The 23816-nt window shown below is 62.1% G+C and carries 24 protein-coding genes; 13 read left to right on the top strand and 11 right to left on the bottom strand.

The window, feature by feature from the left end; all coding sequences use genetic code 11:
* Nucleotides 1-71: 71 nt before the first annotated feature.
* Entirely contained in the window at nt 72-1982 is a 1911-nt protein-coding gene (locus tag VFB05_RS00720) for a propionyl-CoA synthetase (RefSeq protein WP_325007677.1), read from the top strand.
* 152 nt (nt 1983-2134) lie between these two features.
* A complete protein-coding gene (locus VFB05_RS00715) occupies nt 2135-2404 on the top strand; it encodes a hypothetical protein (protein ID WP_325007675.1) in 270 nt (89 codons plus the stop codon).
* 28 nt (nt 2405-2432) lie between these two features.
* On the opposite strand, the gene VFB05_RS00710 is transcribed toward VFB05_RS00715, so the two are convergent.
* The gene (locus VFB05_RS00710) at nt 2433-3125 is read right to left on the bottom strand and encodes a DUF1013 domain-containing protein (protein ID WP_325007673.1); all 693 of its coding nucleotides are present in this window, start codon (nt 3123-3125) and stop codon (nt 2433-2435) included.
* A gap of 234 nt (nt 3126-3359) precedes the next feature.
* On the opposite strand from VFB05_RS00710, the gene ispH reads away from it, so the two are divergent.
* The 3 genes from ispH to rnhA are packed head-to-tail and all read left to right on the top strand — an operon-like array spanning nt 3360 to nt 5771.
* Nucleotides 3360-4325 carry a 4-hydroxy-3-methylbut-2-enyl diphosphate reductase gene (gene ispH, locus VFB05_RS00705; protein WP_325007670.1) on the top strand — a complete coding sequence of 322 codons (966 nt, stop codon included), beginning with the start codon at nt 3360-3362 and terminating at the stop codon, nt 4323-4325.
* A 24-nt stretch (nt 4326-4349) separates the two neighbouring features.
* Complete coding sequence (locus tag VFB05_RS00700) at nt 4350-5318, top strand: homoserine kinase (RefSeq protein WP_325007668.1); 969 nt, start codon at nt 4350-4352, stop codon at nt 5316-5318.
* A complete protein-coding gene (gene rnhA, locus VFB05_RS00695) occupies nt 5319-5771 on the top strand; it encodes a ribonuclease HI (protein WP_325007666.1) in 453 nt (150 codons plus the stop codon).
* A gap of 188 nt (nt 5772-5959) precedes the next feature.
* On the opposite strand, the gene VFB05_RS00690 is transcribed toward rnhA, so the two are convergent.
* The 7 genes from VFB05_RS00690 to VFB05_RS00660 form a co-directional block, all read right to left on the bottom strand.
* On the bottom strand, nt 5960-6445 hold the full coding sequence (locus VFB05_RS00690) for a peroxiredoxin (protein ID WP_325007663.1): 486 nt from the start codon (nt 6443-6445) through the stop codon (nt 5960-5962).
* Between the two features lie 70 nt (nt 6446-6515).
* Nucleotides 6516-7067 carry a DUF924 family protein gene (locus VFB05_RS00685; protein ID WP_325007661.1) on the bottom strand — a complete coding sequence of 184 codons (552 nt, stop codon included), beginning with the start codon at nt 7065-7067 and terminating at the stop codon, nt 6516-6518.
* 24 nt (nt 7068-7091) lie between these two features.
* Nucleotides 7092-8777: a long-chain fatty acid--CoA ligase gene (locus VFB05_RS00680; protein ID WP_325007659.1), complete on the bottom strand. Its 1686-nt coding sequence runs from the start codon at nt 8775-8777 to the stop codon at nt 7092-7094.
* A 196-nt stretch (nt 8778-8973) separates the two neighbouring features.
* The gene (locus VFB05_RS00675; protein ID WP_414643122.1) at nt 8974-10353 is read right to left on the bottom strand and encodes a D-alanyl-D-alanine carboxypeptidase family protein; all 1380 of its coding nucleotides are present in this window, start codon (nt 10351-10353) and stop codon (nt 8974-8976) included.
* A 200-nt stretch (nt 10354-10553) separates the two neighbouring features.
* The gene (locus VFB05_RS00670) at nt 10554-12329 is read right to left on the bottom strand and encodes a glucan ABC transporter ATP-binding protein/ permease (protein WP_325007655.1); all 1776 of its coding nucleotides are present in this window, start codon (nt 12327-12329) and stop codon (nt 10554-10556) included.
* Between the two features lie 118 nt (nt 12330-12447).
* Nucleotides 12448-13710: a serine hydrolase domain-containing protein gene (locus tag VFB05_RS00665; protein WP_325007653.1), complete on the bottom strand. Its 1263-nt coding sequence runs from the start codon at nt 13708-13710 to the stop codon at nt 12448-12450.
* A gap of 108 nt (nt 13711-13818) precedes the next feature.
* The gene (locus VFB05_RS00660) at nt 13819-14856 is read right to left on the bottom strand and encodes an ABC transporter substrate-binding protein (protein ID WP_325007651.1); all 1038 of its coding nucleotides are present in this window, start codon (nt 14854-14856) and stop codon (nt 13819-13821) included.
* A gap of 390 nt (nt 14857-15246) precedes the next feature.
* Here VFB05_RS00660 and hisE point away from each other — a divergent pair, with 390 nt between their 5' ends.
* The 4 genes from hisE (at nt 15247) to VFB05_RS00640 (ending at nt 17910) form a co-directional block, all read left to right on the top strand.
* Nucleotides 15247-15639, top strand: coding sequence for a phosphoribosyl-ATP diphosphatase (hisE, locus tag VFB05_RS00655; RefSeq protein ID WP_325007649.1), 393 nt, complete (start codon nt 15247-15249; stop codon nt 15637-15639).
* Between the two features lie 52 nt (nt 15640-15691).
* On the top strand, nt 15692-16273 hold the full coding sequence (locus VFB05_RS00650; protein WP_325007646.1) for a YqaA family protein: 582 nt from the start codon (nt 15692-15694) through the stop codon (nt 16271-16273).
* Entirely contained in the window at nt 16270-16830 is a 561-nt protein-coding gene (locus VFB05_RS00645; RefSeq protein WP_325007644.1) for a hypothetical protein, read from the top strand. Before VFB05_RS00650 ends, VFB05_RS00645 begins: the two co-directional genes overlap by 4 nt.
* Before the next feature lie 111 nt (nt 16831-16941).
* Complete coding sequence (locus VFB05_RS00640; protein ID WP_325007642.1) at nt 16942-17910, top strand: nitronate monooxygenase family protein; 969 nt, start codon at nt 16942-16944, stop codon at nt 17908-17910.
* Nucleotides 17911-17922: 12 nt separating this feature from the next.
* Here VFB05_RS00640 and VFB05_RS00635 read toward each other — a convergent pair whose 3' ends face one another.
* Nucleotides 17923-18261, bottom strand: a complete 339-nt coding sequence (locus tag VFB05_RS00635) for a hypothetical protein (protein WP_325007640.1) — start codon at nt 18259-18261, stop codon at nt 17923-17925.
* Between the two features lie 165 nt (nt 18262-18426).
* Between VFB05_RS00635 and VFB05_RS00630 the strand changes: the two genes are divergently transcribed.
* Both VFB05_RS00630 and VFB05_RS00625 read left to right on the top strand, forming a co-directional pair.
* Nucleotides 18427-18678 carry a hypothetical protein gene (locus VFB05_RS00630; protein WP_325007638.1) on the top strand — a complete coding sequence of 84 codons (252 nt, stop codon included), beginning with the start codon at nt 18427-18429 and terminating at the stop codon, nt 18676-18678.
* A gap of 128 nt (nt 18679-18806) precedes the next feature.
* Nucleotides 18807-19466: a hypothetical protein gene (locus VFB05_RS00625; protein WP_325007748.1), complete on the top strand. Its 660-nt coding sequence runs from the start codon at nt 18807-18809 to the stop codon at nt 19464-19466.
* A 192-nt stretch (nt 19467-19658) separates the two neighbouring features.
* Here the strand turns inward: VFB05_RS00625 and VFB05_RS00620 are convergent, their stop codons facing one another.
* Together VFB05_RS00620 and VFB05_RS00615 are read right to left on the bottom strand one after the other, a co-directional pair.
* Nucleotides 19659-20630 (bottom strand): GGDEF domain-containing protein, encoded by a 972-nt coding sequence (locus VFB05_RS00620; RefSeq protein ID WP_325007746.1) that lies wholly within the window; start codon nt 20628-20630, stop codon nt 19659-19661.
* A 68-nt stretch (nt 20631-20698) separates the two neighbouring features.
* Nucleotides 20699-21106: a hypothetical protein gene (locus VFB05_RS00615; RefSeq protein ID WP_325007636.1), complete on the bottom strand. Its 408-nt coding sequence runs from the start codon at nt 21104-21106 to the stop codon at nt 20699-20701.
* A 50-nt stretch (nt 21107-21156) separates the two neighbouring features.
* Here VFB05_RS00615 and aspA point away from each other — a divergent pair, with 50 nt between their 5' ends.
* Nucleotides 21157-22614 carry an aspartate ammonia-lyase gene (gene aspA / locus VFB05_RS00610; RefSeq protein ID WP_325007634.1) on the top strand — a complete coding sequence of 486 codons (1458 nt, stop codon included), beginning with the start codon at nt 21157-21159 and terminating at the stop codon, nt 22612-22614.
* 159 nt (nt 22615-22773) lie between these two features.
* Nucleotides 22774-23682 (top strand): dioxygenase, encoded by a 909-nt coding sequence (locus VFB05_RS00605; RefSeq protein WP_325007631.1) that lies wholly within the window; start codon nt 22774-22776, stop codon nt 23680-23682.
* The last annotated feature ends 134 nt before the right edge of the window (nt 23683-23816 follow it).

Below are 23816 nucleotides of genomic sequence, written 5' to 3'. Positions count from 1 at the left end.
ATGAGATAATTAATGGCCATTCCGCATCGTCATGCCCGGCCATGACAGGGAAGCGGCTGCCGGAGGACGCCATGAACATCCAGGAGAAGAGCCGCTATCACGAGGTCCATGCACGCTCACTGCGTGATCCCGAGGGCTTTTGGGGCGAGGCGGCGCGCGAGATCGACTGGATCAAACCGGCGGAGAAGGTGTTCGATCCTGCCCAGGGCCTCTACGGCCGCTGGTTTGCGGGCGGGATCGTCAACACCTGCTACAACGCGCTCGATCGCCACGTCGAACGTGGCCGCGCCAATCAACTTGCGCTGATCCATGATTCGCCGCTCACCGGCCGCGTCACCAAACTCACTTATGCCGAGATGCTGAACGAGGTGAAGACGCTGGCCGCTGTCATGGTCGACTTCGGCATTACCAAGGGCGATCGCATCATCATCTACATGCCGATGGTGGTCGAAGCGGTGGTCGCGATGCTCGCCTGCGCGCGGATCGGCGCGGTGCATTCCGTGGTGTTCGGCGGCTTCGCGCCGAAGGAGCTCGCGACCCGGATCGACGACGCCGCGCCGAAACTGATCCTGTCCGCAAGCTGCGGCATCGAACCGGGCCGCATCGTCGCCTACAAGCCGCTGCTCGACGAAGCCATCAAGCTTTCGCGTTTCAAGCCGCAGGCCTGCATCATCCTTCAGCGGCCGCAGCAGACCTGCGAATTGACCGCCGGGCGCGATCACGACTGGGCTTCGTTGCGCGAGGCCGCAATCAAGGCGAAGAAATCCGCCGGTTGCGTTCCAGTCCTGGCGACCGATCCGCTCTATATCCTCTATACGTCAGGCACGACCGGCATCCCGAAGGGCGTGGTGCGCGACAATGGCGGGCATCTCGTCGCGGTGAAATGGTCGATGTTTCATCTCTATGGCATCAAGCCGGGCGAGGTCTGGTGGTGCGGTTCGGACATCGGCTGGGTGGTCGGCCACAGCTACATCGTCTACGGCCCGCTCATTCATGGCGCGACCTCGATCATGTATGAGGGCAAGCCGGTCGGCACGCCCGACGCCGGCGCGTTCTGGCGAGTCATCGCGGAGCACGGCGCGGTCGCGCTGTTCACCGCGCCGACGGCGTTTCGCGCCATCCGCAAGGAAGACCCCGACGGCAAATTCATCCGGCAATATGATCTGACAAAATTCCGCACGCTGTTTCTCGCCGGCGAGCGCGCCGACCCGCCGACGGTCGAATGGGCGGAGAGCCAATTGAAGGTGCCGGTGATCGATCACTGGTGGCAGACCGAAACCGGCTGGTGCATCGCCGGCAATCCGGTGGGCCTCGGTCTTCTGCCGGTCAAGCATGGCTCGCCGACGGTGCCGATGCCCGGCTACCAGCTCGCCGTGGTGGATGAAGCGTCGAAGCCTGTCGCCGCCGGCACCATGGGCTCGATCGTGATCAAGCTGCCGATGCCGCCCGGATGCCTTCCGACGCTGTGGCAGCAGGATGCGCGCTGCAAGGAAGCCTATTTCAGCGAGTTTCCCGGCTACTACAAAACCTCCGACGCCGGCTACATCGACGAGGACGGCTACGTCTTCGTGATGGGCCGCACCGACGACATCATCAACGTCGCCGGCCACAGGCTTTCCACCGGCGGCATGGAGGAGATCCTGGCGTCGCATCCCGATGTCGCCGAATGCGCCGTGCTCGGCATCAAGGACGCGATCAAGGGCGAGGTACCCTGCGGCTTCCTGGTGCTGAAGGCTGGCGTGACGCGCAAGCCGATCGAGATCGAAAAGGAAATCGTGGCGCTGGTGCGCGAGAAGCTCGGCCCGGTCGCAGCTTTCAAGCTGGCGATCACGGTCGGTCGCTTGCCGAAGACGCGTTCGGGGAAAATCCTGCGCGGCACCATCAAGAAGATCGCCGACGGCGACGAATGGGCCATGCCCGCCACCATCGAGGATCCCAAGGTGCTGGACGAGATCACCGAGGCCTTGAAGGGGAGGGGCTGAGGCCAGCCCAGTCGTCATGCCCGGGCTTGACCCGGGCGTCCATTCAAGAGAATGCCTTGTTTTTGATGGATTGCCGGGTCAAAGGCGAGCGGAAGCGAAGCCGTTCTTCAAACGGCGATGCCCGGCTATGACGAAACTCGAGGCACCTGCGTATGGGACTGCGATCCACGTCGCTTATTATCGCGCTGACGGCGCTTGCGCTTGCGTCCTGCTCCCATCGTGGCGAGGCGCCGACCTATTCGTCTTTGAAGGAAGACGACGACACCTTCTGCCGGAAGGGCGGACAGGTTGCACCGGGCTCGCCTGAATATGTCGCCTGCATCAGGGATCGCGATGCGCAGCGCGCCAACGAGATCGCGCGTGCCGACAGGAGACAGCGCGATGTCGGCGAGTACATGCTGAACAATCCGGTTCGGCCTTAAGGCGCGAACTGCGGCCGGTTGGAATAAACTATTCCTGGTCCGGCTTCTTGCCGCCGATGGTCTTGAGCTTGGCAAACACCGCATCGACGTTGAGGTCGTCGCCGCCCTTTTCGGCGGTCTCCAGTTCCGGCTCCTTGCGGGTGGTCTCGGAGGCCGGCAGCAGCGTCGGGCCGCCATGTGAGATGTCGGTTGGCTTTTCCTTGGCCGCGCGCTGCACCTCGAAATCGAGCTCGATCTGCGAGCACAGGCCGAGCGTCACCGGGTCCATCGGCGTCAAGGTCGAGGCATTCCAGTGGGTGCGGTCGCGAACGCTGGCGATCGTGGTCTTGGTGGTGCCGACAAGGCGCATGATCTGCGCGTCCTTCAGTTCGGGGTGGTTGCGCACCAGCCAGAGGATCGCGCTCGGCCGCTCGTGCCGGCGCGAAACCGGGGTATAGCGCGGGCCCTTCTTCTTGGCCTGGGGCGGCAAGGTCACCTTGCTCTCGGCGATCTTGAGCCGATAGTTCGGGTCCTGTTCGCCTTTTTCGATTTCGTCCCGGGTCAATTGCCCGGTCGAAATCGGGTCCATGCCCTTGATGCCCTGGGCGGCGTCGCCGTCGGCGATGGCGCGGACCTCGAGCGGGTGCATCTTGGTGAAATCGGCCACCTGATCGAAGGTCAGGGCGGTATTATCGACCAGCCACACGGCGGTTGCCTTCGGCATCAGCGGTGCATTGCTCATGGCAAATCTCCTTTGCGCTTCGCCCACCTCTCGGAGGCGAAGCCATGGTCATCAACGATGACGGGAATTAAGCCCCTTATATGCCGCCTAAGGGCTTTCGCGCAATGGGTTGCCCTTGACAGGGCGGCAAAGCCGTCCCAAGTCCTTGCTTGGATTAATCCCTTTGAATCGACCGTTCCACGACCCTTCGGCCATGGTTAAGGCTGAAGGCGCGGAGGAGGTCCGAGGCCCCTTATGCCAGCCAAACCCCCCCTGAGAATCGTGCTTTGTTCGCCGCGCGGCTTTTGTGCCGGCGTTGTGCGGGCGATCGACACCGTTGAGCGGGCGCTTACGATTTACGGCGCCCCGGTCTATGTCCGCCACGAAATCGTGCATAACCGCTATGTGGTCGACAGCCTCAAGACCAAGGGGGCGATTTTCGTCGAGGAACTGGCCGAAATCCCCGACAATACCAATGCACCAGTGGTGTTCTCGGCCCATGGGGTTCCGAAGTCCGTTCCGGCCGAAGCCCAGACCCGCAATTTCTTTTCGCTCGACGCCACCTGTCCGCTGGTGACCAAGGTGCATCGGGAGGCGGCGATCCATTTCAAGCGCGGCCGCGAAATCCTCCTGATCGGCCATTCGCATCACCCGGAAGTGGTCGGCACGCTGGGCCAATTGCCGCAGGGCGCGGTGACGCTGATCGAGACCGCCGAAGACGCCAAGACCTTTACGCCGAAAGATCCCAACAACCTCGCTTTCGTGACGCAGACCACGCTGTCGATCGACGACACCGCGGAAATCGTCGCGATGCTGAAGGAACGGTTTCCGAACATTTCCGGTCCGCACAAGGAAGACATCTGCTACGCCACCACCAACCGCCAGCTCGCGGTGAAGAAGGTGGCGCCGGTGGTCGATGCGCTGATCGTGGTCGGCGCGCCGAACTCGTCGAACTCGCAGCGCCTGCGCGAGGTCGCCGAGCGCGAGGGTTGCCCGATCGCGATTCTGGCGCAACGCGCCAGCGACCTCGACTGGTCGCGCTTTGACGGCATCACGAGCCTCGGCATCACCGCGGGCGCGTCCGCGCCGGAAGTGATCGTGGAAGAGATCATGGGCGCGTTCGCCGAGCGCTACGAATTGCACGTGGAGACAGTGTCGGCCGCGCAGGAGAACGAGTTCTTCCCGCTGCCGCGTTCGCTGCGGCCTGACGCCGCCGAGTAAGCTCAAAGCCGGGGCAAAGCGCAAATGGCGGTCTACACCGACGTCGCCGCCGACGAGCTTGCGGACTTCCTGAAGAACTACGAGATCGGCGAACTCCTGTCCTACAAGGGCATCGCCGAGGGCGTCGAGAATTCCAACTTCCTGCTGCACACGACGTCGGGTTCTTTCATCCTGACGCTGTACGAAAAGCGCGTCGCTTTAGGCGACCTGCCGTTCTTTCTTGCGCTGATGACGCACCTTGCCTCGCGCGGGGTGAATTGCCCGCAGCCGGTGAGGGATAGAAGCGGCGAAGCGCTACGCACGCTCGCCGGCCGCCCGGCCGCGATCATCACCTTTCTCGAAGGCATCTGGCCGCGCAAGCCCAACTCTGCGCATTGCACCGGCGTCGGCAAGGTGCTGGCGCAAATGCATCTGGCGGGTGCTGATTTCGCGATGGTGCGGGCGAACGCGCTGTCGGTTGCGGGATGGCGGCCGCTGTTCGAACAGGCGGCCGCGCGCGCCGACGAGGTGCAATTGGGCTTGCGCGATTTTCTTAAGACCGAACTCGAATATCTCGAAAGCGGCGTCTGGCCGAAGGCGTTGCCGGGCGGCGTCATTCATGCCGACCTGTTTCCGGACAACGTGTTCTTTCTCGAGGATAAGGTCTCCGGCATCATCGACTTCACCTTCGCCTGCACCGACATGCTCGCCTATGACGTGGCGATTTGCCTGAACGCCTGGTGTTTCGAGCCCGACTGCTCTTTCAACGTCACCAAGGCGCGGGCGCTCCTGTCGGCCTATGGCCGCGAGCGCAAACTCACGAAAGCCGAAGAAGACGCACTACCGTTATTGGCGCGCGGCGCGGCGCTGCGCTTCCTGCTGACGCGGCTCGTCGATTTTCTCAACGTGCCGAAGGGCGCATTGGTGCGCCCGAAAGATCCGCTCGAATATGTCCGCAAGCTGCGCTTCCATCAGACCGTGACGTCGATCCGCGACTACGGCGTGCTCGCTTAAATGGCTGCGCTTCCCCAGGTGATCATCCACACCGACGGCGCCTGTTCCGGCAATCCCGGTCCGGGCGGCTGGGGCGCAATCCTGAAATTCGGCGAGGTCGAGAAAGAGCTGGTCGGGTTTGAAGCCCACACCACCAACAACCGCATGGAGTTGATGGCGGCGATTTCGGCACTGGAGGCGCTGAAAAAACCCTGCGCGGTCGATCTCTATACCGACAGCCAGTATGTCCGTCAGGGCATCACCGGGTGGATTCACGGCTGGAAGAAGAATGGCTGGCGCACCGCTGACAAGAAGCCGGTGAAGAATGCAGAGCTGTGGCAGCGCCTCGATGAGGCGCTCAAGCCGCACAAGGTGAGCTGGCACTGGGTCAAGGGCCATGCCGGTCACGACGAGAACGAACGTGCCGATCAATTGGCGCGCGACGGCGTCGCGATGGCGAGGTTGAAGGGGTAGTCCAACTCGCGGGGCGGGCTCTTTACCCTCTCCCCTTGTGGGAGAGGGTGGTTTCGAGCGTCAACGAGAAACCGGGTGAGGGGTCATGCTCTATCGATGAAGCGTAACCCCTCACCCGGCTCAATCTCATTCCATTCGATTTCGCCACCCTCTCCCACAAGGGGAGAGGGGAAGAAATGCAGCTCGGCTCAAAGTTGTCCCAGCAGCGTATCGCCGCCGGAAACCTCGACCTTGCCGGGCGCGGCTTCGAGGTTGAACTTTTTCACGACGCCGTCTTCCACCACCATCGAGTAGCGCTTGGAGCGGATGCCGAGCCCGTTGCCGGACGCATCCAGCTCCATGCCGATCGCCTTGGCGAAGTCGGCATTGCCGTCGGCAAGGAAAGTGGCCTCGTCGCGCTGGTCGGTGTCGCGCTTCCAGGCGCTCATGACGAAGGCGTCGTTGACGGAAACGATCGCGATCGTATCGACGCCCTTGTCCTTCATGGCGTAGGCATTCAGGAAGATGCTCGGCAGATGCATCTTGTGGCAGGTGCCGGTATAGGCGCCGGGCACGGCGAACAGCGCGACCTTCTTGCCCTTGAAAATGTCATCGGTGGTGCGGACCTGGAGACCGTCCGCGGTCAACACGCGAAACTTGGTCTCGGGCAGCTTGTCGCCAACTTTGATTGTCATCTTAGTCTCCTTGGGGATGTGCGGGCGTTTCTAAATGGGGTCTGTGCAGGGCACAATATAGCGAGAGGGTCTAGCCGGAAAAGCCGCCGCCGTCGAGAAAGGCCTGCTCTTCCGGCGTTGTGATGCGCCCGAGCACGCGATTTCGATGCGGAAATCGCCCGAACCGGCGGATGATGTCGGCATGTTCCTCGGCATATCGCAGGTTTTCCGGGTCGTCGCCGGCCTGAAAGAGGATGACGCAGCGGATCTGATCGGCCAACTCCTCCGAGTGCATGAACGGCAGATAGAGGAATTGCAGAAGCGGTGGCTCGATGCGCATGTCGACGCCGCGGGCAATGGCGCGGATCGCTACCTCACGCGCCAGCACATCGCTCGAGAAGGCTTCGCAGAGCCCGCGAAACATATTGCGGGGAAATTGATCGAGCACGATGACGAGCGCGAGCGCGCCGTCGTCGCTCGTCTCCCAGGATGACAGCTGGCCTGACGCAGCTTCCCGCCAGAGGGCAAGAAACCGCTCGCGTACGCCCGCATCAAAATCGGCGTCTGGCGTGTACCAGCGCTCGTGACCGGCTTCGCGCCAAAACGCGAGGACGTCTTGGATACGGCTTTCCGGATCCGTCATCGCCTCGACACGGCCGCGTTTCCCTTAAGCGGCCGCCGCCTTCTTCTCGTCGCGCAGCTCGCGGCGCAGGATCTTGCCGACATTGGTCTTCGGCAAAGCAGCCCTGAACTCGATCTGCTTCGGCACCTTGTAGGCGGTGAGCTGCGTGGCGCAGAACTTGATGACGTCCTCGGCGGTGAGGTTTTGGTCTTTGCGGACCACAAAGGCCTTCACCGCCTCGCCGGACCTCGTGTCCTCGACGCCGATCACGGCGCATTCGAGCACGCCGGGATGGCTTGCGATCACTTCCTCGATCTCGTTCGGATAGACGTTGAAGCCGGAGACCAGGATCATGTCCTTCTTGCGGTCGACGATCTTGGTGTAGCCGTCCGGGCCCATCACGCCGATGTCGCCGGTGCGGAAATAGCCGTCCGCCGTCATCACCTTCGCGGTCTCATCCGGCCTGTTCCAGTACCCGGCCATCACCTGCGGGCCCTTGGCGCAGATTTCGCCCGCTTCGCCGAGCGGCACTTCATTGCCATCGTCGTCGCGGATCGACAGCCAGGTCGAGGGAACGGGAATGCCGATCGATCCGGTGAAGCGGTCGATGTCGGCCGGATTGCAGGTCAGTGTCGGCGAGGTCTCCGACAGGCCATAGCCTTCCGACAGAGGGCAGTGCGTCACCGCGAGCCACTTTTCAGCAACCGGCTTTTGCGTGGCCATGCCGCCGCCGTTACAGGCTTTCAGCTTGGAGAAATCAAGCTTGTCGAAGCCGGGCGTGTGCAACAGGCCATTGTAAAGCGTATTGACGCCGGGGAAGAAATTGACCTGGTATTTCGCAAGCTCCTTGATGAAGCCCGGCATGTCGCGCGGATTGGGGATCAGCAAGTTGACGCCGCCGGCGCGCACCCCGAGCAGGTAGCAGGCCGTCAGCGCGAAGATGTGATAGAGCGGCAGCGCGCAAACGATGAAGAGCTCGTCGACCTGCGGCGGCCGCGTCAGCGTCGGCTGCAGCCACGCGTCGTTTTGCAGCACATTGGCGAGGATGTTGCGATGGAGCAGCGTCGCTCCTTTGGAGACGCCAGTGGTGCCGCCGGTATATTGCAGGAAGGCGACGTCATCGGGCATCAGCCGCGGCTTCTGAAATGTCATCGAGCGTCCGGCCGCAATCGCGTCGTTGAATGAAACGCTGCCCGGAAGCGAATAGGCCGGCACCATCTTCTTCACGCGCCGCACCACGAGATTGACGATGACGCCCTTGAAGCCGAGCAGATCGCCCATACTGCCGACAATGACGTGCTTGACCGACGTCTTGCCCATCACCTGCTGCACGGTGGTCGCAAAATTCTCCAGCACCACGATGGCTTCCGCGCCGGAATCCTTCAACTGATGCTCCAGTTCGCGCGGCGTATAGAGCGGATTGACGTTGACGACGGCATAGCCGGCGCGCAGCACCGCGGCGGTTGCGATCGGATATTGCAGCACGTTCGGCATCATCAGCGCGACGCGGGCGCCCTTTTTCAAGCCTTTGCTCTGCAGATAGGCGGCGAGCGCCAGCGACATCTCGTCGAGGTCGCGGTAGGTGATGGACTTGTCCATGCAGATGAAGGCCTTGCGATCCCTGAACTTCGCAAAGCTTTCTTCCAATAGCTCGACCAGGGATGAGTACTGGGTCAGATCGATATCGGCGGGCACGCCAGCCGGATATTGCTTGAGCCAGATGCGCTCCATGTCACTTCCCCTCCTCAATCATGTCGCCTGGATTGTGTCTGTTTCTGTGACGGCACATTTTATTATCTTGCAATATTGGGCGCTGCCGCCGCCGATGGCAAGCGGCGGGGACGGCCGACAGGCGGCCTTGGGAACCCCTCCAAGGGTTAATGCGCGCGGCTTTGATCGCCGCCAGCGGCGGCGCTGGCTCGCTCTGTTAGCCGTTGCTGCTTTTGGCGTCCGGCTTGGGCGCGGGCTTGGCCGGCTTGGCAACAGCCTTCGGCTTGGCCGATGTCGCCGGCTTGTCGGCGGTCTTTGCCGCCGCATCAGGCCTGGCATTGGCATGCTTGACCGGCTTGGCCGAAGATTTGGCTTGCTTGCCGGCATCGTCGGTCCCCGCTTCCGGGGGCTTCCTGGCGGCCACACGAGACTTCTTGCCGCGATGCTTGGCCGAGGCCTGTTCCTGGGCGGCCGTGTCAGCCGCGACCGTGGCGATCAGCGCGGCGCCGGTGCGGGTCGGTCCGGCATAGACAGGAATCGGCTCGGAGGGTGCGGGCGCGGCTGCGAGCAATTCCGAGGGCTTCATCGTCGGCGTCTGGCCGGTTGCGAAAAAGGCGAGCGCCTGGCCGGAGCCTTCGGAGCTGTTGCTGGCGACCGTGTCATCGTCGTCGGAGGCCGGGCGATGCCGCTTGCCGTTGCACATCTCGTCGCGCAGGTCCGGCGGCGAGGCGTCGACCGGCGCGAGACTGTCCACCGTGCCGAGCGATGGCTTCAGCCATGACAGCTGGTCGTTGGCGAAGCCGCGGTCGAGCATCTGCACGGCCTTGATCGAACGCGCCATCCCGGACGAAGCGCCGAGCACGACCGCGATCAACCGCTTGCCGTTGCGCGTTGCGGACGCCACGAGGTTGTAGCCGGACGCGCAGATAAAACCGGTCTTGAAGCCATCGGCGCCGGGATAGCGCCCGATCAGCTTGTTGAAGTTCTGTGTGATCCGGCGGCCGTAGCGGATCGAGGGAATGTGGACGAAATATTCGTATTCCGGCAAATCGTGAATGATCGCGCGCGCCAGGATCGCTTGATCGCGCGCCGAGGTGACGTGCCCTTCGGCGGGCAGCCCGTTCGGATTGACGTAGTTCGTCTGCGTCATGCCGAGCCGCTTGGCGTTGTCGTTCATCATCGCCGAAAAGCCGTCGATCGAACCGCCGACGCCTTCGGCCAGCACCACCGCCATGTCGTTGGCCGACTTCACCATCATCATCTTGAGCGCATTGTCGACGGTGACCTGCGTGCCGGGCCGCAATCCCATTTTCGACGGCGATTGCGAGGCCGCGACCGGGGACACCGTGAACAGCGTGTCGAGGGTGATGCGTCCTTCCTTGACGGCCTTGAGCGTCACATAGGCCGTCATCATCTTGGTGATGGAAGCCGGATACCAGGGATAGGTCGCGTTCTCGGCCTGCAGAACCTTGCCCGTATCGGCTTCGACCAGGAGCAGCGCTTCCGCGTTTGCATGCGTCGTGGCGAGCGCAAACGCCACAACAAGGACGATCGAACGCAAAGATGATCTGAAAATCGACGGGCGATGAAAATGCACTATCCGATTCCGGTCCTTTGAGACCCGCCTTCGGCCAAGGAGGTCTTCACTAGATGACATTCGGGTTTCAAGCGTGTCCGGCGGCGGACGCCAACCTATACCGGCTTGCCGGTCTGGAACAGGCTCAAGAGGCAAAAAATCGATGACGAAATAGGCCGAATTTCGACGGTACTTGAGTCTTGACGGCGATGTGAGGTTTCTCAGGAAGCTGTAACGCTCGCGCGTGCGCTTTCCTGCACCATGAACTGGGCTTTCGCTAGCTCAGCGAAACGGCCGCCTTTCGCGACAAGTTCATCGAAAGTTCCGCTTTCGATCACCCGCCCGCCGTCGAACACCAGGATCCGCGTGGCATTGCGAATGGTCGACAGGCGATGGGCGATGACGAAGGTCGTGCGGCCCCTCATCACTTCGTCGAGTGCGGCATTGACCTTGGCTTCGGTGACGGCATCGAGCGCGCTGGTCGCCTCGTCGAGGATCAGGATCGGCGGGTCCTTCAGCAGCGCGCGCGCAATCGACAACCGCTGACGCTCGCCGCCCGACAGCATTCGCCCGCGCTCACCGGCATTGGTGTCGAAGCCGAGGTCGCTGCGCTCGATGAACTCCAGCGCCTGCGCTCGGGAAGCCGCCTGCCGCATTTCATCGTCGGTCGCATCCGGCTTGCCGACCCGCAAGTTGTCGGCGATCGTGCGATTGAACAACAGAGCTTCCTGGAACACCACGCCGATGTTCCGCCGTAGTGCGTTCAGCTTCAGCCCGCGCACGTCCATGCCGTCGATCTTGATGAAGCCGGATTGCGGATCGAAGGCGCGATGCAGCAGCGCAATCGCGGTGGACTTGCCGGCGCCGGTCGGGCCGACCAGCGCGATGGTCTGGCCCGGCAGCGCACTGAAGGAAAGGTCTTCGACCGCCGGCCGCTTGCCGTCATAGGAGAACGACACGTCGTTGAATTCGACAAGGCCCGACAACCGTCCAGTGTCGATCGCATCGGGACGGTCGCGCACGGCGGGCACCGCATCGAGCACGTTGAAGAACTCGGCAAGGCGCGGCGCCTCCATGAACACGTTGTTGATGAAGCTGACCACCTGCTCGAGCTTCTGGATCAGAAGCGTGGCGAAGGAGACGAACATCACGATCTGTCCGACCGTGGTGAGGTCACGTTCGTGCAGGAAGATGCCGATCGTGAAGATCGCGAGAATCGTGATCGTGGTCGAGGCTTTCGTGATCACGGTGACCAGCGCCCACCACGACAGCACCGGCATCTGCGCCGCCAGCAGCTTGTCGGCGACGAAGCGCACGCCCTGCACCTCGGCGTCGATGCGCACGAAACTCTGCACCAGCGCGACATTGCCGAGCGCATCTGACGCACGCGCCGAGAGGTCGCCGTAATAGGTCTCGACGTCGCTCTGCATGCCGTAGGTCTTGCGCACCACCAGCGTCGTCAGCACGGTGAACACCACGCAGAGCAGGAACAGCAGGATCGCCAGCCGCCAGTTGATGTAAAGCGCGAGCGGCAGCAGCACGACCAGCGACAGGATCGCGGCAAAGTGCTCGCGGAAAAATCCGAGCCACAGCCGCCACAGCGCGTCGGTGCCGTTGAGCATCACCTTCATCAGCCGCCCGGAATGGGTTCCGGTGTGGAAGGTGAGGGGCAGTTGCAGGATATGTTCGAAATAGCTGGTCAGCACGGCCTGGCGCTGGCGGTGCGCCAGCCGGTCGGCGTGCAGTGCGACCCAGGCGCCGCACAGGATGGTGAAAAGCCCGAAGCCGGCCCAGGCGAGCAGCATCACCCAGGCTGACGGCGATCCGGAACCGCTCGCCGGCGTGCCGGAGAGCGTGTCGACGATCTTGCCGAACAAGACCGGTTCGGCGAACTGCGCGCCGGCAAGCAGCAGGTTGGCGCCGGCGAGGATCCAGCCCAGCCGTGCTTCCTTGCCGAGCAATTCGAGCACACGCGCATAGAGACGAGGCAAGGACATGCAAATCCAAAAATAACCGGCCGGGACGACTTCAACACGGCTGGGCGTATTCTAATCAGGGATCACGGCGAAGGACCAGCGCCGACTTGCGAACCCACATGATCTTGCCGTTTGACCCTCAACCGCGCGCGATCGAACGGTACACGCCAACTTCAAACCGGCGATAGACGCGCAGAGCGCGTGTGTCCGCAAACGGCAACACCTGCATCATGATGACCCCGGCAATTCCAGAGACCGGGTCCATCCAATAGTATGTGTTGTAGAGGCCTGCCCAGGTCAGGCTCCCCGCTTTGCGACCGCCTTCCACCGGATCCAGGTTCATCATGTGTCCCAATCCCCACCGCAGCCGCACTCCGGGGAAAAAATCCACGTCGTTGGACAGCGCGGGGTTGGTCGTCTTGAGAATTCCGGCGTCGAGATTTCCGATCTGATTTTGGTTCATCAGCGCGACGGTCTCGGGACGGAGAATGGTCGCTGTTCCCAAATGCCCGCCGTTGAGAAGAGCCTGGAGCAGGGTCAGGTAGTCCGGAGCCGTGGAATAGATGCCGCCTCCTCCGGAAAACGTCTTCGGGGCAGATAGTTTCTCGAGAGGTTGCGGGATCAGCGTGCCATCGGCTTTCCGGGTATGAAGGCTGGCTTGCCGCGCGCGTTGATTTTCAGTCAACGAAAAGCCGGTATTTGCCATTCCCAGCGGGCCCAGAATGTGGTCGCGGAAATACTGGTCCAGATTCTTTCCGGAAACGAGCTCGATCAGCCGTCCCACGCGATCGAGGCTGCCGCCGTAAGCCCATCTCGTGCCGGGATCGAACATCAGCGGCATGCGTGGCAGGTCCGGCTTCGTTCGAGCGATTTTGACATAACGAACCAGATTTGAATCCCAGAGCTGGTAACTCAATCCCGAGGTGTGCGTCAGCAGATTGCGAAGCGTCATGGCCTTTTGCGCCGGGTGCAGAATTGGTGCTCCCTCGGCATCGAATCCGGCCAGCACCTGCGCCGCGCTTAGCGTCGGGTCCAATGCCGCGACGGGATCATCGAGCGTGAGCTTGCCCGTTTCGACCAGTTGGAGGGCCGCAACCGACGTCAGCAGCTTGACCATTGAGGCGATACGAAAAGTCGTGTCCGGAGACATTTCCGATTTTCCGCTGATATCGCGGCGCCCGAAATTTCCCTGATAGAAAACCGATGTCGCCGTTGCCGCCATCGCGACCACGCCGGCGATGTCAGCGCGATCGACCGCGGCGCGTAGCGCTGTATCAATGTCTTCATTCTTTAAGCGAAGACGGGCTGGCGTAGCGCCGCGAGCGGGGGGGTGCGCGACCGCACTCAGGCTGGTCATTGCAAGCGCCTGCAAAAAGGTGCGCCGTCTAAGCCGGTCGGTCATCTCTGTTCAAGGGGTCGGCGAGAAGCAACAGCCTTGTCTTGCCTTTGCGCGGCTGGGGAGCGCAGCGGACATCTTAGCCGCCGTTGGCGAAGCGCGCTACAAGGCCCGTTAATTGATCAGACGGTCGGCGCGAGGAGGCAGGAAGCGGTCGTCGAAAATATCGGCCGCCGACGGACGCTTTCCGAATTTGAAACCTTCGCCGACCTGGTCGATCGAGCGCTCGAGCCGGACTGGATCGACCGCGCCAAGGCCGTTGCGGTTGACTTCGTCGGTCATGATGTTGTCGCGGATCACCGCGTGTAGACGCTCGAGTTCCAGGTCGCGCGTGCCTTCATCCATCCGGGTCAGCACCTGGTCGACCGCATGGCCTTCGTCGCGGATGGTCAGGTTGGTGGCGGCAATCAGGGCCCGCACGAAGCCCTTGACCGCATCGGGATGTTTGTCGGCAAAGGCGGGATTGACGATGATCGCAAAGCCATAGGCATCGCAGCCATAATCGGCAAAGCGCAGCACCGCGAGATCGTCGGCGGGAACGCCGCGGTCCCTTAAGTTTACGGCAGACAGGTAGGAGAACCCGGCAACGGCATCGACCTGGCCGGCCGATAGCATCGGCTCGCGCACGGCGGCGCTGATGCGGCTCTGCTTGACGTGATCGAGATGAATGCCGTTCTGGTGCGCCAGCGCCGGCCAAAGTCCGGCCGAAAGGTCGCTGTCGGCGATGCCGAACGTCTTGCCTTCGAGGTCGGAGAGAACGTGGATGCCCCGGCTCTTGCGGGCGACGATGGCGTAAGGCGCCTTGTTGAACAGCACGAACACCGCTTTCACCGGCACGGAACTCTGGCTGCGAAATCGAATGAGCGCATTGAGATCGACCAGGGCAAATTCGCTTGATCCCGAGGTGACCCGCGCGATGGCTTCCGGCGAGCCGGCCGCCGTACTGGTGGTGACCGCAAGTCCCTCTGCAGCGAACAGGCCGTCGGTCATGCCGACGATCACGGGAGCCTCGCCGGCATTGATCGGACGATCGAAAGCAAGGTTGATCGAAACGGGGTGGGCGGCCTCGCCGGCATGACTTGCCGACAGGCCGAGGCTGGCCCAGGCAGCGAGGCAACAGGCAATGATGGTCTGAGTGACGCGCATCGGCATCGCACCAAGGATGCGAATGTTAGAATTGGTCCGGTAGATATGTCGGTTTCATGACACCGCCGGTTTCAGGGCATTATGCACAGGCTAACCTGAACCGCGGGTGAGCAGGCGTGGTTTCAGATTGGTTTGAGCGGTCGATCAATTCACATCTGAGTGCGCAAGGATCGATATAGGGATCGGCAGAGCAAGGGGCCGTATTATTACGGCGGTGACGCTGCCTTTCACGGTGGATATTGCTCGGTCCCAACGCAAGCGCCGCGCCTCGCGCCGTTTGCCGGCACCTGAAATCTCGCGGCCGAGTTAAGTCGCTGGTCACCGTGGCCGGCGGTTTCCGGATTTGGCCTGCGACCGTTAACACGCCGGCGAGGCGTTTGGATTATCTTAACGGCTATGAGTGATTCGCTCGAACGGCTCTATCAGGCGGTTATCGCGGCCAAGGATCTCGATCCCCAGGTCTCGCGCACGGCAAGGCTGTTTCAGCGCGGCCCCGACAAAATGGCCAAGAAGCTCGCCGAAGAAGCCATCGAGGTCGTCATCGACGCGGTCAACGGCAAGACCGACGCGGTCGTCCGCGAGAGCGCCGACCTGCTCTATAACCTGACCGTGCTGTGGGCCTCCGCCGGCGTCCGCCCCGCAGATGTCTGGCAGGAGATGGAACGGCGCGAGGACCTGCTCGGGATCGCCGAGAAGATGCCGAAGTCGCCGGTGAAGGTCCCACCCTCCCGGATCGCGCGGCGGCCAATTGTCGCGCTCGAAGGGCGTGGCTTGCGCAAGCGCCACTAAATCCAGCCGTTTCCGCAATAGACAAAAGCTTCCCTAGATGCTTCATCGCGGCATGCTCAGACGTGTCTACGATTGGTGTATCGACGCCGCCGACAAGCCATACGCGCTGTGGATTTTGGGTGCGGTCGCGTTTGCGGAAAGTTCCTTCTTTCCGGTTCCCCCTGATATCATGCTGCTGCCGATGTCGCTGGCGCGGCCGAAGCGCGCGTGGCTGTTTGCGACGCTTTGCACGATTGCGTCTGTGGCCGGCGGCGTGCTCGGTTACGCCATCGGAGCGCTTCTCTATGACTCGGTCGGGCAGTGGCTGATCAACCTCTATCACCTCGGCGGCAAGGTCGAGGCTTTTCGAGCTTCCTACGCGCAATGGGGCAGCGTGATCATCCTTTTGAAGGGGCTGACGCCGATCCCCTACAAGCTGGTCACGATCACCTCCGGCTTTGCCGGCTACAACATCTGGCTGTTCATCCTGTGCTCCATCATCGCCAGGGGCGGCCGCTTTTTCATCGTCGCGATCGTGCTGAATCGATACGGCGATGTGATCCGCGCCGAGATCGAGAAGCGGCTTGGCCTGTGGTTGACGGCATTCATTATCTTGCTCGCCGGTGGTTTCGTCATCGCGGTCAAGCTGATTTGAGATCGGCAGTACTAGCCGCGCTGGTCTGGACTTGCGTCGTCAGTAGCGGCTGGCCGCAAACGGCAGCTCCGCCTCAAGTTCCACCACCAACGCAACAGTCAACGCCGCAGCCGGCAAACCCGCAAGCTCCGCCGCCGGCAGGAGGCGCGGCCCAGCCCGCCGCTCCGGAAAATCCGGGCCTGCTCAACGAAATGGGCAAGGCGCTGGAAAAATCCCTGTCGATCCTGCCGACGATGAAGAGCCCGAGCGAGACGATCGACGACCTCAATGCGAAAACCAAGGACGCCGTCAAGGACGCGAGCGAAAGCCTGTCGCGCTTCACCAACCCTTCGTCGATGGTGACCGGCCGCAGCAAGTGTCCTGCCGCCGCCAACGGCGCGGCCGATTGCAAGATGGCGGCAGACAAGCTTTGCCAGTCCAAGGGATTCAAGGAAGGCAAGAGCCTGTCGACGGATTCGGTTGAAGCCTGTTCGCCGAAGGTGCTGATTCCGGGCCGGACGCGAAAGCCCGACGACTGCCGGACCGACAATTTTGTGACGCGCGCCTTGTGCCAGTAGCGTGACCGCTCGCTGAAACAATAACCGCGGTTGCCTTCCTGATATAATGTCGGGCATCATCCTTTGAGCCGGGAAAAATTTCCCGCCGTCCGGAATTCAAGGATTTCTCTGATGTCGATGCCTGCGCTGTTCAAAGGCCGCCTGTCGCTTCCGGTGATCGGGGCGCCGCTGTTCATCATCTCGGTGCCTGATCTCGTGATCGCCCAATGCAAGGCCGGCATCGTCGGCGCGTTTCCAGCGCTGAACGCGCGCCCGCCCGAACTGCTCGACGAGTGGCTGACGCGGATCAGGCAAGAGCTCGCCGAATATGACGCCGCTCATCCGGAGCGGCCGTCGGCGCCATTTGCGGTCAACCAGATCGTGCACCGCTCGAACAACCGCCTCGAGCATGATCTGGCGCTCTGCGAGAAGCACAAGGTGCCGATCATCATTACTTCGCTTGGCGCGCGTGAGGAGGTCAACGAGGCGGCGCATCGCTGGGGCGGCATCGTCTTTCACGACGTGATCAACCAGAAATTCGCGCACAAGGCGGTCGAGAAGGGCGCCGACGGCCTGATCCTGGTCGCCGCCGGCGCCGGCGGGCATGCCGGTGTGATCTCGCCGTTCGCGTTCGTGGCCGAGACGAGGGCATGGTTCGACGGCCCGATCGCGCTGTCGGGCGCCATCGCCAACGGCCAGGCCATCCGCGCCGCGCGTCTGCTCGGCGCCGACTTCGCCTATATCGGCTCGGCCTTCATCGCCACCAGAGAAGCGAATGCGGTCGATCGTTACAAGGAGATGATCACGGCGTCAGGCGCGGAAGACATCGTCTATTCCAATCTCTTCACCGGAGTGCATGGCAATTACTTGAAGCCCTCGATCGTGGCGGCCGGCATGGACCCGGAAAACCTGCCGCAGTCGGATGCCTCGAAGATGAGTTTTGGGACAGATAGCTCCGGCGAGCGTGCGAAGGCCAAGGCCTGGAAGGATATCTGGGGCTCGGGCCAGGGCGTCGGCAGCGTCGAAAAGATCTTGCCGGCGGCCGAACTCATTGCACGCCTGAAAAAGGAATATGACGCCGCGGTCGATCCGCCGCTGTGAGAGGCGGCAAATCTAGGTCGGCTTTTTACCGACCAACACTATCCCGCTCGAACGGTCCGCTAGCTGACGCCCACGTGGGTAGATCTCTTTGATGAAGTTCTTGCCCGCTTCTGTCCAGAACCCGAAGCGGGAGTTGCGAAGCTCCATTAGCCCGAAATCTGCGAGTACCTGAATTGCGCGTTCTCCGGCGGACTCGGCGAGGTTGTCGATCTCGTCGCCGTGCTCAGGCAGATGCTGCCGGACCATATACACGAGCGCCGTGAGTAATCTCCTTTCGCTATCAGTCATGCCGTACCCCAAGGTTGAAAAAGCTCGATAAGGTAGCGTCGCCAAGCTTGCATCGAAAGGCATTTGGGCGCGCCGATCCTCGCAAAATTTGAGCGCGCCGCGATCGTTTGCAGCGACTGCGGCGACTTAACCCGCCATTAACCACGCCAGCCCAAGATTCATCCCCGAAGGCCACCCGACGCATGCTTGCGCGGGCCGGCCGGAGGTTGCGAGTTGCGGGGGTGTGGCATGGATTTCGAGACGCTTTTTGCGAAGACGCCGGCGACACTGGAGGAGATCAGGCGCCGCGTCACTTACGCCCTCGAGCGCCACCCGCTCTGCCGCCAGGTGCAATTCGACGTCGTCAGCATGCCGCGCTCGACCAGGGGCGGGCGGAACTGGACCATCAGCTGGCAGACGGTCGCGCCGGATGCGCTGTGGGAAGCGTCCGATATCATTGCCGACATTCAGGATGCCTACGAACTCGTCGCAGCCGCTTGATTCGCCCTCATAGGTCCGGATTGTCACGGCCGTGGCACGGTTAGGCCTTATTTCCCGCCGTTATTGTCGGGAAGGTTCGGATCAAGTTTACGCCGCCCAAGTCCTTGCCGCCGAGAATGGAGAGTTTCCTGTCAAAAGTGGTGACTATTATTGCGCTGACCTGCTTTCTGGTCGTAGGCGCAGCCGCGGCCGCGATTTTGGGCCGCGACAGCATACCCGCCGCGGGCGTGGCGGCGTCGGTGTCGCCGGCCTTCACGCAGGTCGTCTCGAACCGGGAGAGCAAGGCCGACAGGCTGACCGTCGCAGCCGTTGCACCGCCGGATCCGGTCCCCGCAGAGCCCACCGGCGCGATTGCGCCCGAGCCGCTGCGGCAGGCCCTGGCGTTCGCGCCGGCTGCCGAGACAGAGGCTCCCAAATTGGTCGATCCGGCGCCCGCCGCACCGTCGAAGCCGAAGCCGGTGGTCGCCAAGCCGCCGGTGCAGAAATCCTACACGCTATTGAGCGACGCGCAGATCGCCGGCATCAAGGAGCGGCTGCAACTGTCGTCGTCGCAAGAATATTACTGGCCGGCGGTGGAGAATGCCCTGCGCGCGGTCGCTCGAAAGCTTCACGCCACGCACCAGACCGACCCCAATGCAGCGGCGCATATCGATCCGGATTCCGCGGAAGTCCAGCAGTTGAAATCGGCGGCGATGCCGCTGCTGTTTCAGTTGCGCGAAGACCAGAAGCGCGAAGTGCGCCTGCTCGCCCGCCTGATTGGTCTGGAAAAAGTCGCGGCGATGATCTAGCGGAGTGGATTTGACATTCGCCGCCCATCTAGCCACGGGCCCGTCAAGCGAATGTCAAATCCCAAACTCCGCTAGCAACTTATACTTGCTAGTGGTCCTTCTAATTCTAACATTCGCAAAAGTGGACGCTGAGAAGGGATGCGAATGTTAGAATTGGACCACTAGGCGGCGCGCTGGCTTCAAGATGGACGCTTAGGCCGCGATCTCTTCTTCGGCGGATTCCCTGACCGTGCGGTTACGCCCCTGGCGCTTGGCCTGGTAGAGCGCGCGGTCGCAGCGTTCGATCATGCCGTCGGCGGTTTCGCCCATGCGGAATTGCGCCACGCCGATCGAAACCGTCACGCTGGAAATTTCCTCGCCGGTCGTGCGCCGCGTCAACCGCGCTTCGGCGATGCGGCGGCGCAGGCGCTCGGCCGCTTCGGCGCAGGCATCGAGCGAGGCGCCCGGCAGGATCGCCATCAGTTCCTCACCGCCATAGCGCGCGGCGAGATCGCATTCGCGGACGCTCTCCAGCAACACTCTGCTGACCAGCCGCAGCACCTGATCGCCGACTTGATGGCCGTAGCTGTCGTTGAATTTCTTGAAGTGGTCGATGTCGATCATCAGGATCGAGAGCGGCGTTCCGGCCTCCATCGCCGTGATCTGGGCGGCGCGCAGGAAGGCCTCGAGCGAACGGCGGTTGGCAAGCCCGGTGAGCGCGTCGGTGTTGGAGTGCTCCTCCGCCTGCTTGAGTGAATCCTTGATCTGATCGAGGTCCTTCGTGGTCTGAAGGAAATTTTCCTCCAGCGCCGTGGACCGCGTCGTCGCGTGCGAAAGCTCCTTCACCAGCATCTCGATGATCGGCCGTGGATCGGTGGTCGGCTTGCACTGTGCAGAGACTTCGTCGAGCGTCTCCATCTGGGTGCGGTTGTCGGAAATCGCGGTTGCCAGGAAATCCTTGGCGCTGTCGATCACGCTGCGCAATTGCTCGGGGAAGTCCCCGCTCGTGCTCGAATGCGGATTGACGTAGGTGATGTAGAGATCGCGGTTGGTCGCGGAATCGAACTTGCGCTTGTTGGCGATCAGGATGTCGATGGTTTTTTTCAGCGTGAGCGAGCCGCCGCTCACGTAGTAAAACCAGACTGAAAAATTATCGGGGGTTGGCGGCACGCCATACTGCGCCATCAAACGATTGGCCCGATCCGCGGTTGACGTCGCGTAATCGAAGTCAATCTCGTTGACGGTGCTGCTCATTATCTTGAATCCATCCCCACCCGGGACTTTTCCGGCCCAGAATCTTGGAAAATCGACTGGTTAACCGGCGATAAGGATTTTGACGAATTCCCCAGTGCAATCAGGGCAATCGCGCGACCACGATAGCCGCCACATCTAAATGATGCTTTAAACATTGCCCCTACAGCTGGTCTGCTGGCATCCAAAATCCCTGAAATCGGTCGAAACTTTCGTTGATAATGATGGAGATTCCCGGGTTGATCGCGATTGAAGATTCCCACAATCGCCGCGTGTTCGCTTCCGTATAAGGCACGCCAATCGGGGTGCATAAGGGACGAAAATGCCGTCTTGAAATCCCGCCCCATCCTGTTTTGATCGCTCACTAGTGTCCCGATTCTGAAGTTCGGCGGCATTTTGCCGAGCCACATTTTGAACTTCGGAATCGAAAGGACACTAGCGAGAATCGGACGAGGCCTTCATGAGCACGCGACGCGAACACGATCTATTGGGTGACAGGGATGTTCCGGCTGAGGCCTATTACGGAGTTCACACGCTTCGGGCGGTCGAGAACTTCGCGATTAGCGGAACGCCGATCTCGATCTATCCCGACCTGATCAAGGCGCTGGCGTCGATCAAAATGGCGGCGGCGCGAAGTAATCGCGACCTCGGCCTGCTCGATTCCACGAAAGCTGACGCCATCGTGGCGGCCGCCGAAGAGATCAGGACAGGAAAGCTGCACGAGCAGTTCGTCGTCGATGTGATCCAGGGCGGCGCCGGCACGTCGACCAACATGAACGCCAACGAGGTGATCGCCAACCGGGCGCTGGAACTGCTTGGCCACGCCAAGGGCGACTACAAATTTTTGCATCCCAACGAACACGTCAACATGGGTCAGAGCACCAACGACGTCTATCCGACGGCGCTGAAGCTTGCGGCCTATTCCGGCATCATGCGCCTCGTCGATGCCATGGCGGAGCTGCGCGGGACCTTCGAGGCCAAGTCCGAAGAGTTCAAGGACATCATCAAGATGGGCCGGACCCAGTTGCAGGACGCGGTTCCGATGACGCTCGGGCAGGAGTTCTCGACCTATGCGGTCATGCTCGGCGAAGACGAGATGCGGCTGAAGGAGGCGGTGCTTCTGGTCTGTGAGATCAACATGGGCGCGACCGCCATCGGCACCGGCATCAACGCCCATCCCGATTACGCGCGCCTGGTCTGTCAGCATTTGCGCGACGTCACCGGCATTCCCGTCGTCACCGCCTCGAACCTGATCGAGGCGACGCAGGATTGCGGCTCGTTCGTGCAGCTCTCCGGCGTGCTCAAGCGCGTCGCGGTGAAACTGTCGAAGACCTGCAACGATCTGCGGCTATTGTCATCGGGCCCGCGCGTCGGCCTCAACGAGATCAACCTGCCGCCGATGCAGGCGGGCTCGAGCATCATGCCGGGCAAGGTCAATCCGGTGATTCCCGAAGTCGTCAACCAGATCGCCTTCGAGGTGATCGGCAACGACGTGACGGTGAGTTTTGCCGCCGAGGCCGGCCAGTTGCAGCTCAATGCGTTCGAGCCGATCATTGCCCACAGCCTGTTCAAGAGCGTCAATCACCTGCGCTCGGGCTGCCTGACCTTGGCCGAACGCTGTGTGAAGGGCATCACGGCAAATCGCGAGCATCTGCGCCGCGGCGTCGAGCGCTCGATCGGCATCGTCACCGCGCTCAATCCCTATATCGGTTACGCCAACGCGACCGAGGTCGCGCAGCAGGCGCTTCTGACCGACCAGAGCGTCTACGATCTGGTGCTCGCCAAGAAGCTCCTGACCCGCGAGCAGCTCGACCAGATCCTGCAGCCGGAGGTTTTGACCCAGCCGCGGATGTTCGGCACCGCCACAACGACCGCGCAGACGCACCCGCTCAGCGTCCGCCGCGACCAGACCGACTGATTTCTCATCTGATGAAAATTTGGGCCGGACGCGTCGCAAATTCCCATGCAGGCAGAGCTTTCCGGATTTGCGGTTGCGCGCGGAGGGCGATACGTTATCGCCTGATAAAAAAGCCATGGATCACCAAAGCCATGGACAAGCAGACCTGAGGAGGAGCCTATGCAGGAGTTGACGCCGGAAAACATCACCCAGGCCGTGCTTGACCAGATGTCCACGACAGCCAATCCGCGCCTGAAGGAGATCATGGCGTCGGCAGTCAAACACCTGCATGCCTTCGCCAGGGACGTGAATCTGACGCCGGCGGAATGGCTCAAGGGCATCGCCTTCATGACCGCGGTCGGAAAAATCTGCACGCCGGCGCGGCAGGAATTCATTCTGCTGTCGGATACGCTCGGTCTCTCGGCGCTGGTCAACGGCCTTCACGACGAGACCGCGTTGGAGGAGGGAACGCATACGAGTTTGCTCGGCCCGTTTTATCGCGAAACCACGCCGAACCTGCCTGCCGGCAGCCAGATTGCCAAAAACGCCGAGCCGGACACCGAAATCGCGCTCTACGGTTATGTGACCGATGTGAACGGCAAGCCGCTCGCGGGTGCGACCGTTTCGCTGTGGCAGACCTCTGCCAGCGGTCTTTATGACATTCAGGAAGATCCGGGTTCGGTCGACTACCGCGGCATCTTCACCACCGACGCCAAGGGGCTCTTCGTTCTGCGCACGGTGAAGCCGCTCGGCTATTCGATCCCGATGGACGGGCCGGTCGGCGAGATGGTCACCGCGCAACGGCGGCACGGCATGCGGCCGGCGCACATTCATTTCCTGGTCGGCGCGCCCGGCTATCGGGAGCTCGTGACCGCGCTTTACCTGCGCGACGATCCGCATCTCGCGGACGACGTCGTGTTCGGCTCCTCCGGCGATCTGGCGGTCGATATCAAGAAGGATCCGGAATGCCCGATTCCGGGCCTGCCGAGCATCCGCTTCGACATGCGCCTGTCGCGCGAAACCGCGGCCGACCGGGCCGGCGGCCGCGTCGGCGCCGATCCGGCCGCGATCCTGAAGCAGCCGGCTTGACCAAAGCGGGCGTATGGGCGGGCAGGGGGCATGCGACCAGAGTTGGGTTGTGGCTCCAAGCCCGCTGGCCCTAACGTTTGACGACACCTGATGCTGTCCGCGACCGGGCGAAAGACCCGGCGAGGGCCGCCTCT

The organism is Bradyrhizobium sp. (genome assembly GCF_035652035.1).
Lineage (GTDB): Bacteria > Pseudomonadota > Alphaproteobacteria > Rhizobiales > Xanthobacteraceae > Bradyrhizobium.
The sequence above is the reverse complement of the archived record's forward strand: the minus strand, read 5'-3'. Positions and strand labels throughout refer to the sequence as shown.

Coding starts and splice junctions, on each gene's coding strand:
- VFB05_RS00640 (WP_325007642.1), top strand. CDS start 16,942: ATGTCGATGCCTGCGCTGTTCAAAGGCCGCCTGTCGCTTCCGGTGATC.
- VFB05_RS00630 (WP_325007638.1), top strand. CDS start 18,427: ATGGATTTCGAGACGCTTTTTGCGAAGACGCCGGCGACACTGGAGGAG.
- VFB05_RS00605 (WP_325007631.1), top strand. CDS start 22,774: ATGCAGGAGTTGACGCCGGAAAACATCACCCAGGCCGTGCTTGACCAG.
- VFB05_RS00670 (WP_325007655.1), bottom strand. CDS start 12,329: ATGTCCTTGCCTCGTCTCTATGCGCGTGTGCTCGAATTGCTCGGCAAG.
- VFB05_RS00690 (WP_325007663.1), bottom strand. CDS start 6,445: ATGACAATCAAAGTTGGCGACAAGCTGCCCGAGACCAAGTTTCGCGTG.
- VFB05_RS00700 (WP_325007668.1), top strand. CDS start 4,350: ATGGCGGTCTACACCGACGTCGCCGCCGACGAGCTTGCGGACTTCCTG.
- VFB05_RS00635 (WP_325007640.1), bottom strand. CDS start 18,261: ATGCCTTTCGATGCAAGCTTGGCGACGCTACCTTATCGAGCTTTTTCA.
- hisE (WP_325007649.1), top strand. CDS start 15,247: ATGAGTGATTCGCTCGAACGGCTCTATCAGGCGGTTATCGCGGCCAAG.
- VFB05_RS00720 (WP_325007677.1), top strand. CDS start 72: ATGAACATCCAGGAGAAGAGCCGCTATCACGAGGTCCATGCACGCTCA.
- VFB05_RS00665 (WP_325007653.1), bottom strand. CDS start 13,710: ATGACCGACCGGCTTAGACGGCGCACCTTTTTGCAGGCGCTTGCAATG.
- VFB05_RS00715 (WP_325007675.1), top strand. CDS start 2,135: ATGGGACTGCGATCCACGTCGCTTATTATCGCGCTGACGGCGCTTGCG.
- aspA (WP_325007634.1), top strand. CDS start 21,157: ATGAGCACGCGACGCGAACACGATCTATTGGGTGACAGGGATGTTCCG.
- VFB05_RS00620 (WP_325007746.1), bottom strand. CDS start 20,630: ATGGCGCAGTATGGCGTGCCGCCAACCCCCGATAATTTTTCAGTCTGG.
- VFB05_RS00650 (WP_325007646.1), top strand. CDS start 15,692: ATGCTCAGACGTGTCTACGATTGGTGTATCGACGCCGCCGACAAGCCA.
- ispH (WP_325007670.1), top strand. CDS start 3,360: ATGCCAGCCAAACCCCCCCTGAGAATCGTGCTTTGTTCGCCGCGCGGC.
- VFB05_RS00615 (WP_325007636.1), bottom strand. CDS start 21,106: ATGTGGCTCGGCAAAATGCCGCCGAACTTCAGAATCGGGACACTAGTG.
- VFB05_RS00710 (WP_325007673.1), bottom strand. CDS start 3,125: ATGAGCAATGCACCGCTGATGCCGAAGGCAACCGCCGTGTGGCTGGTC.
- VFB05_RS00680 (WP_325007659.1), bottom strand. CDS start 8,777: ATGGAGCGCATCTGGCTCAAGCAATATCCGGCTGGCGTGCCCGCCGAT.
- rnhA (WP_325007666.1), top strand. CDS start 5,319: ATGGCTGCGCTTCCCCAGGTGATCATCCACACCGACGGCGCCTGTTCC.
- VFB05_RS00685 (WP_325007661.1), bottom strand. CDS start 7,067: ATGACGGATCCGGAAAGCCGTATCCAAGACGTCCTCGCGTTTTGGCGC.
- VFB05_RS00660 (WP_325007651.1), bottom strand. CDS start 14,856: ATGCCGATGCGCGTCACTCAGACCATCATTGCCTGTTGCCTCGCTGCC.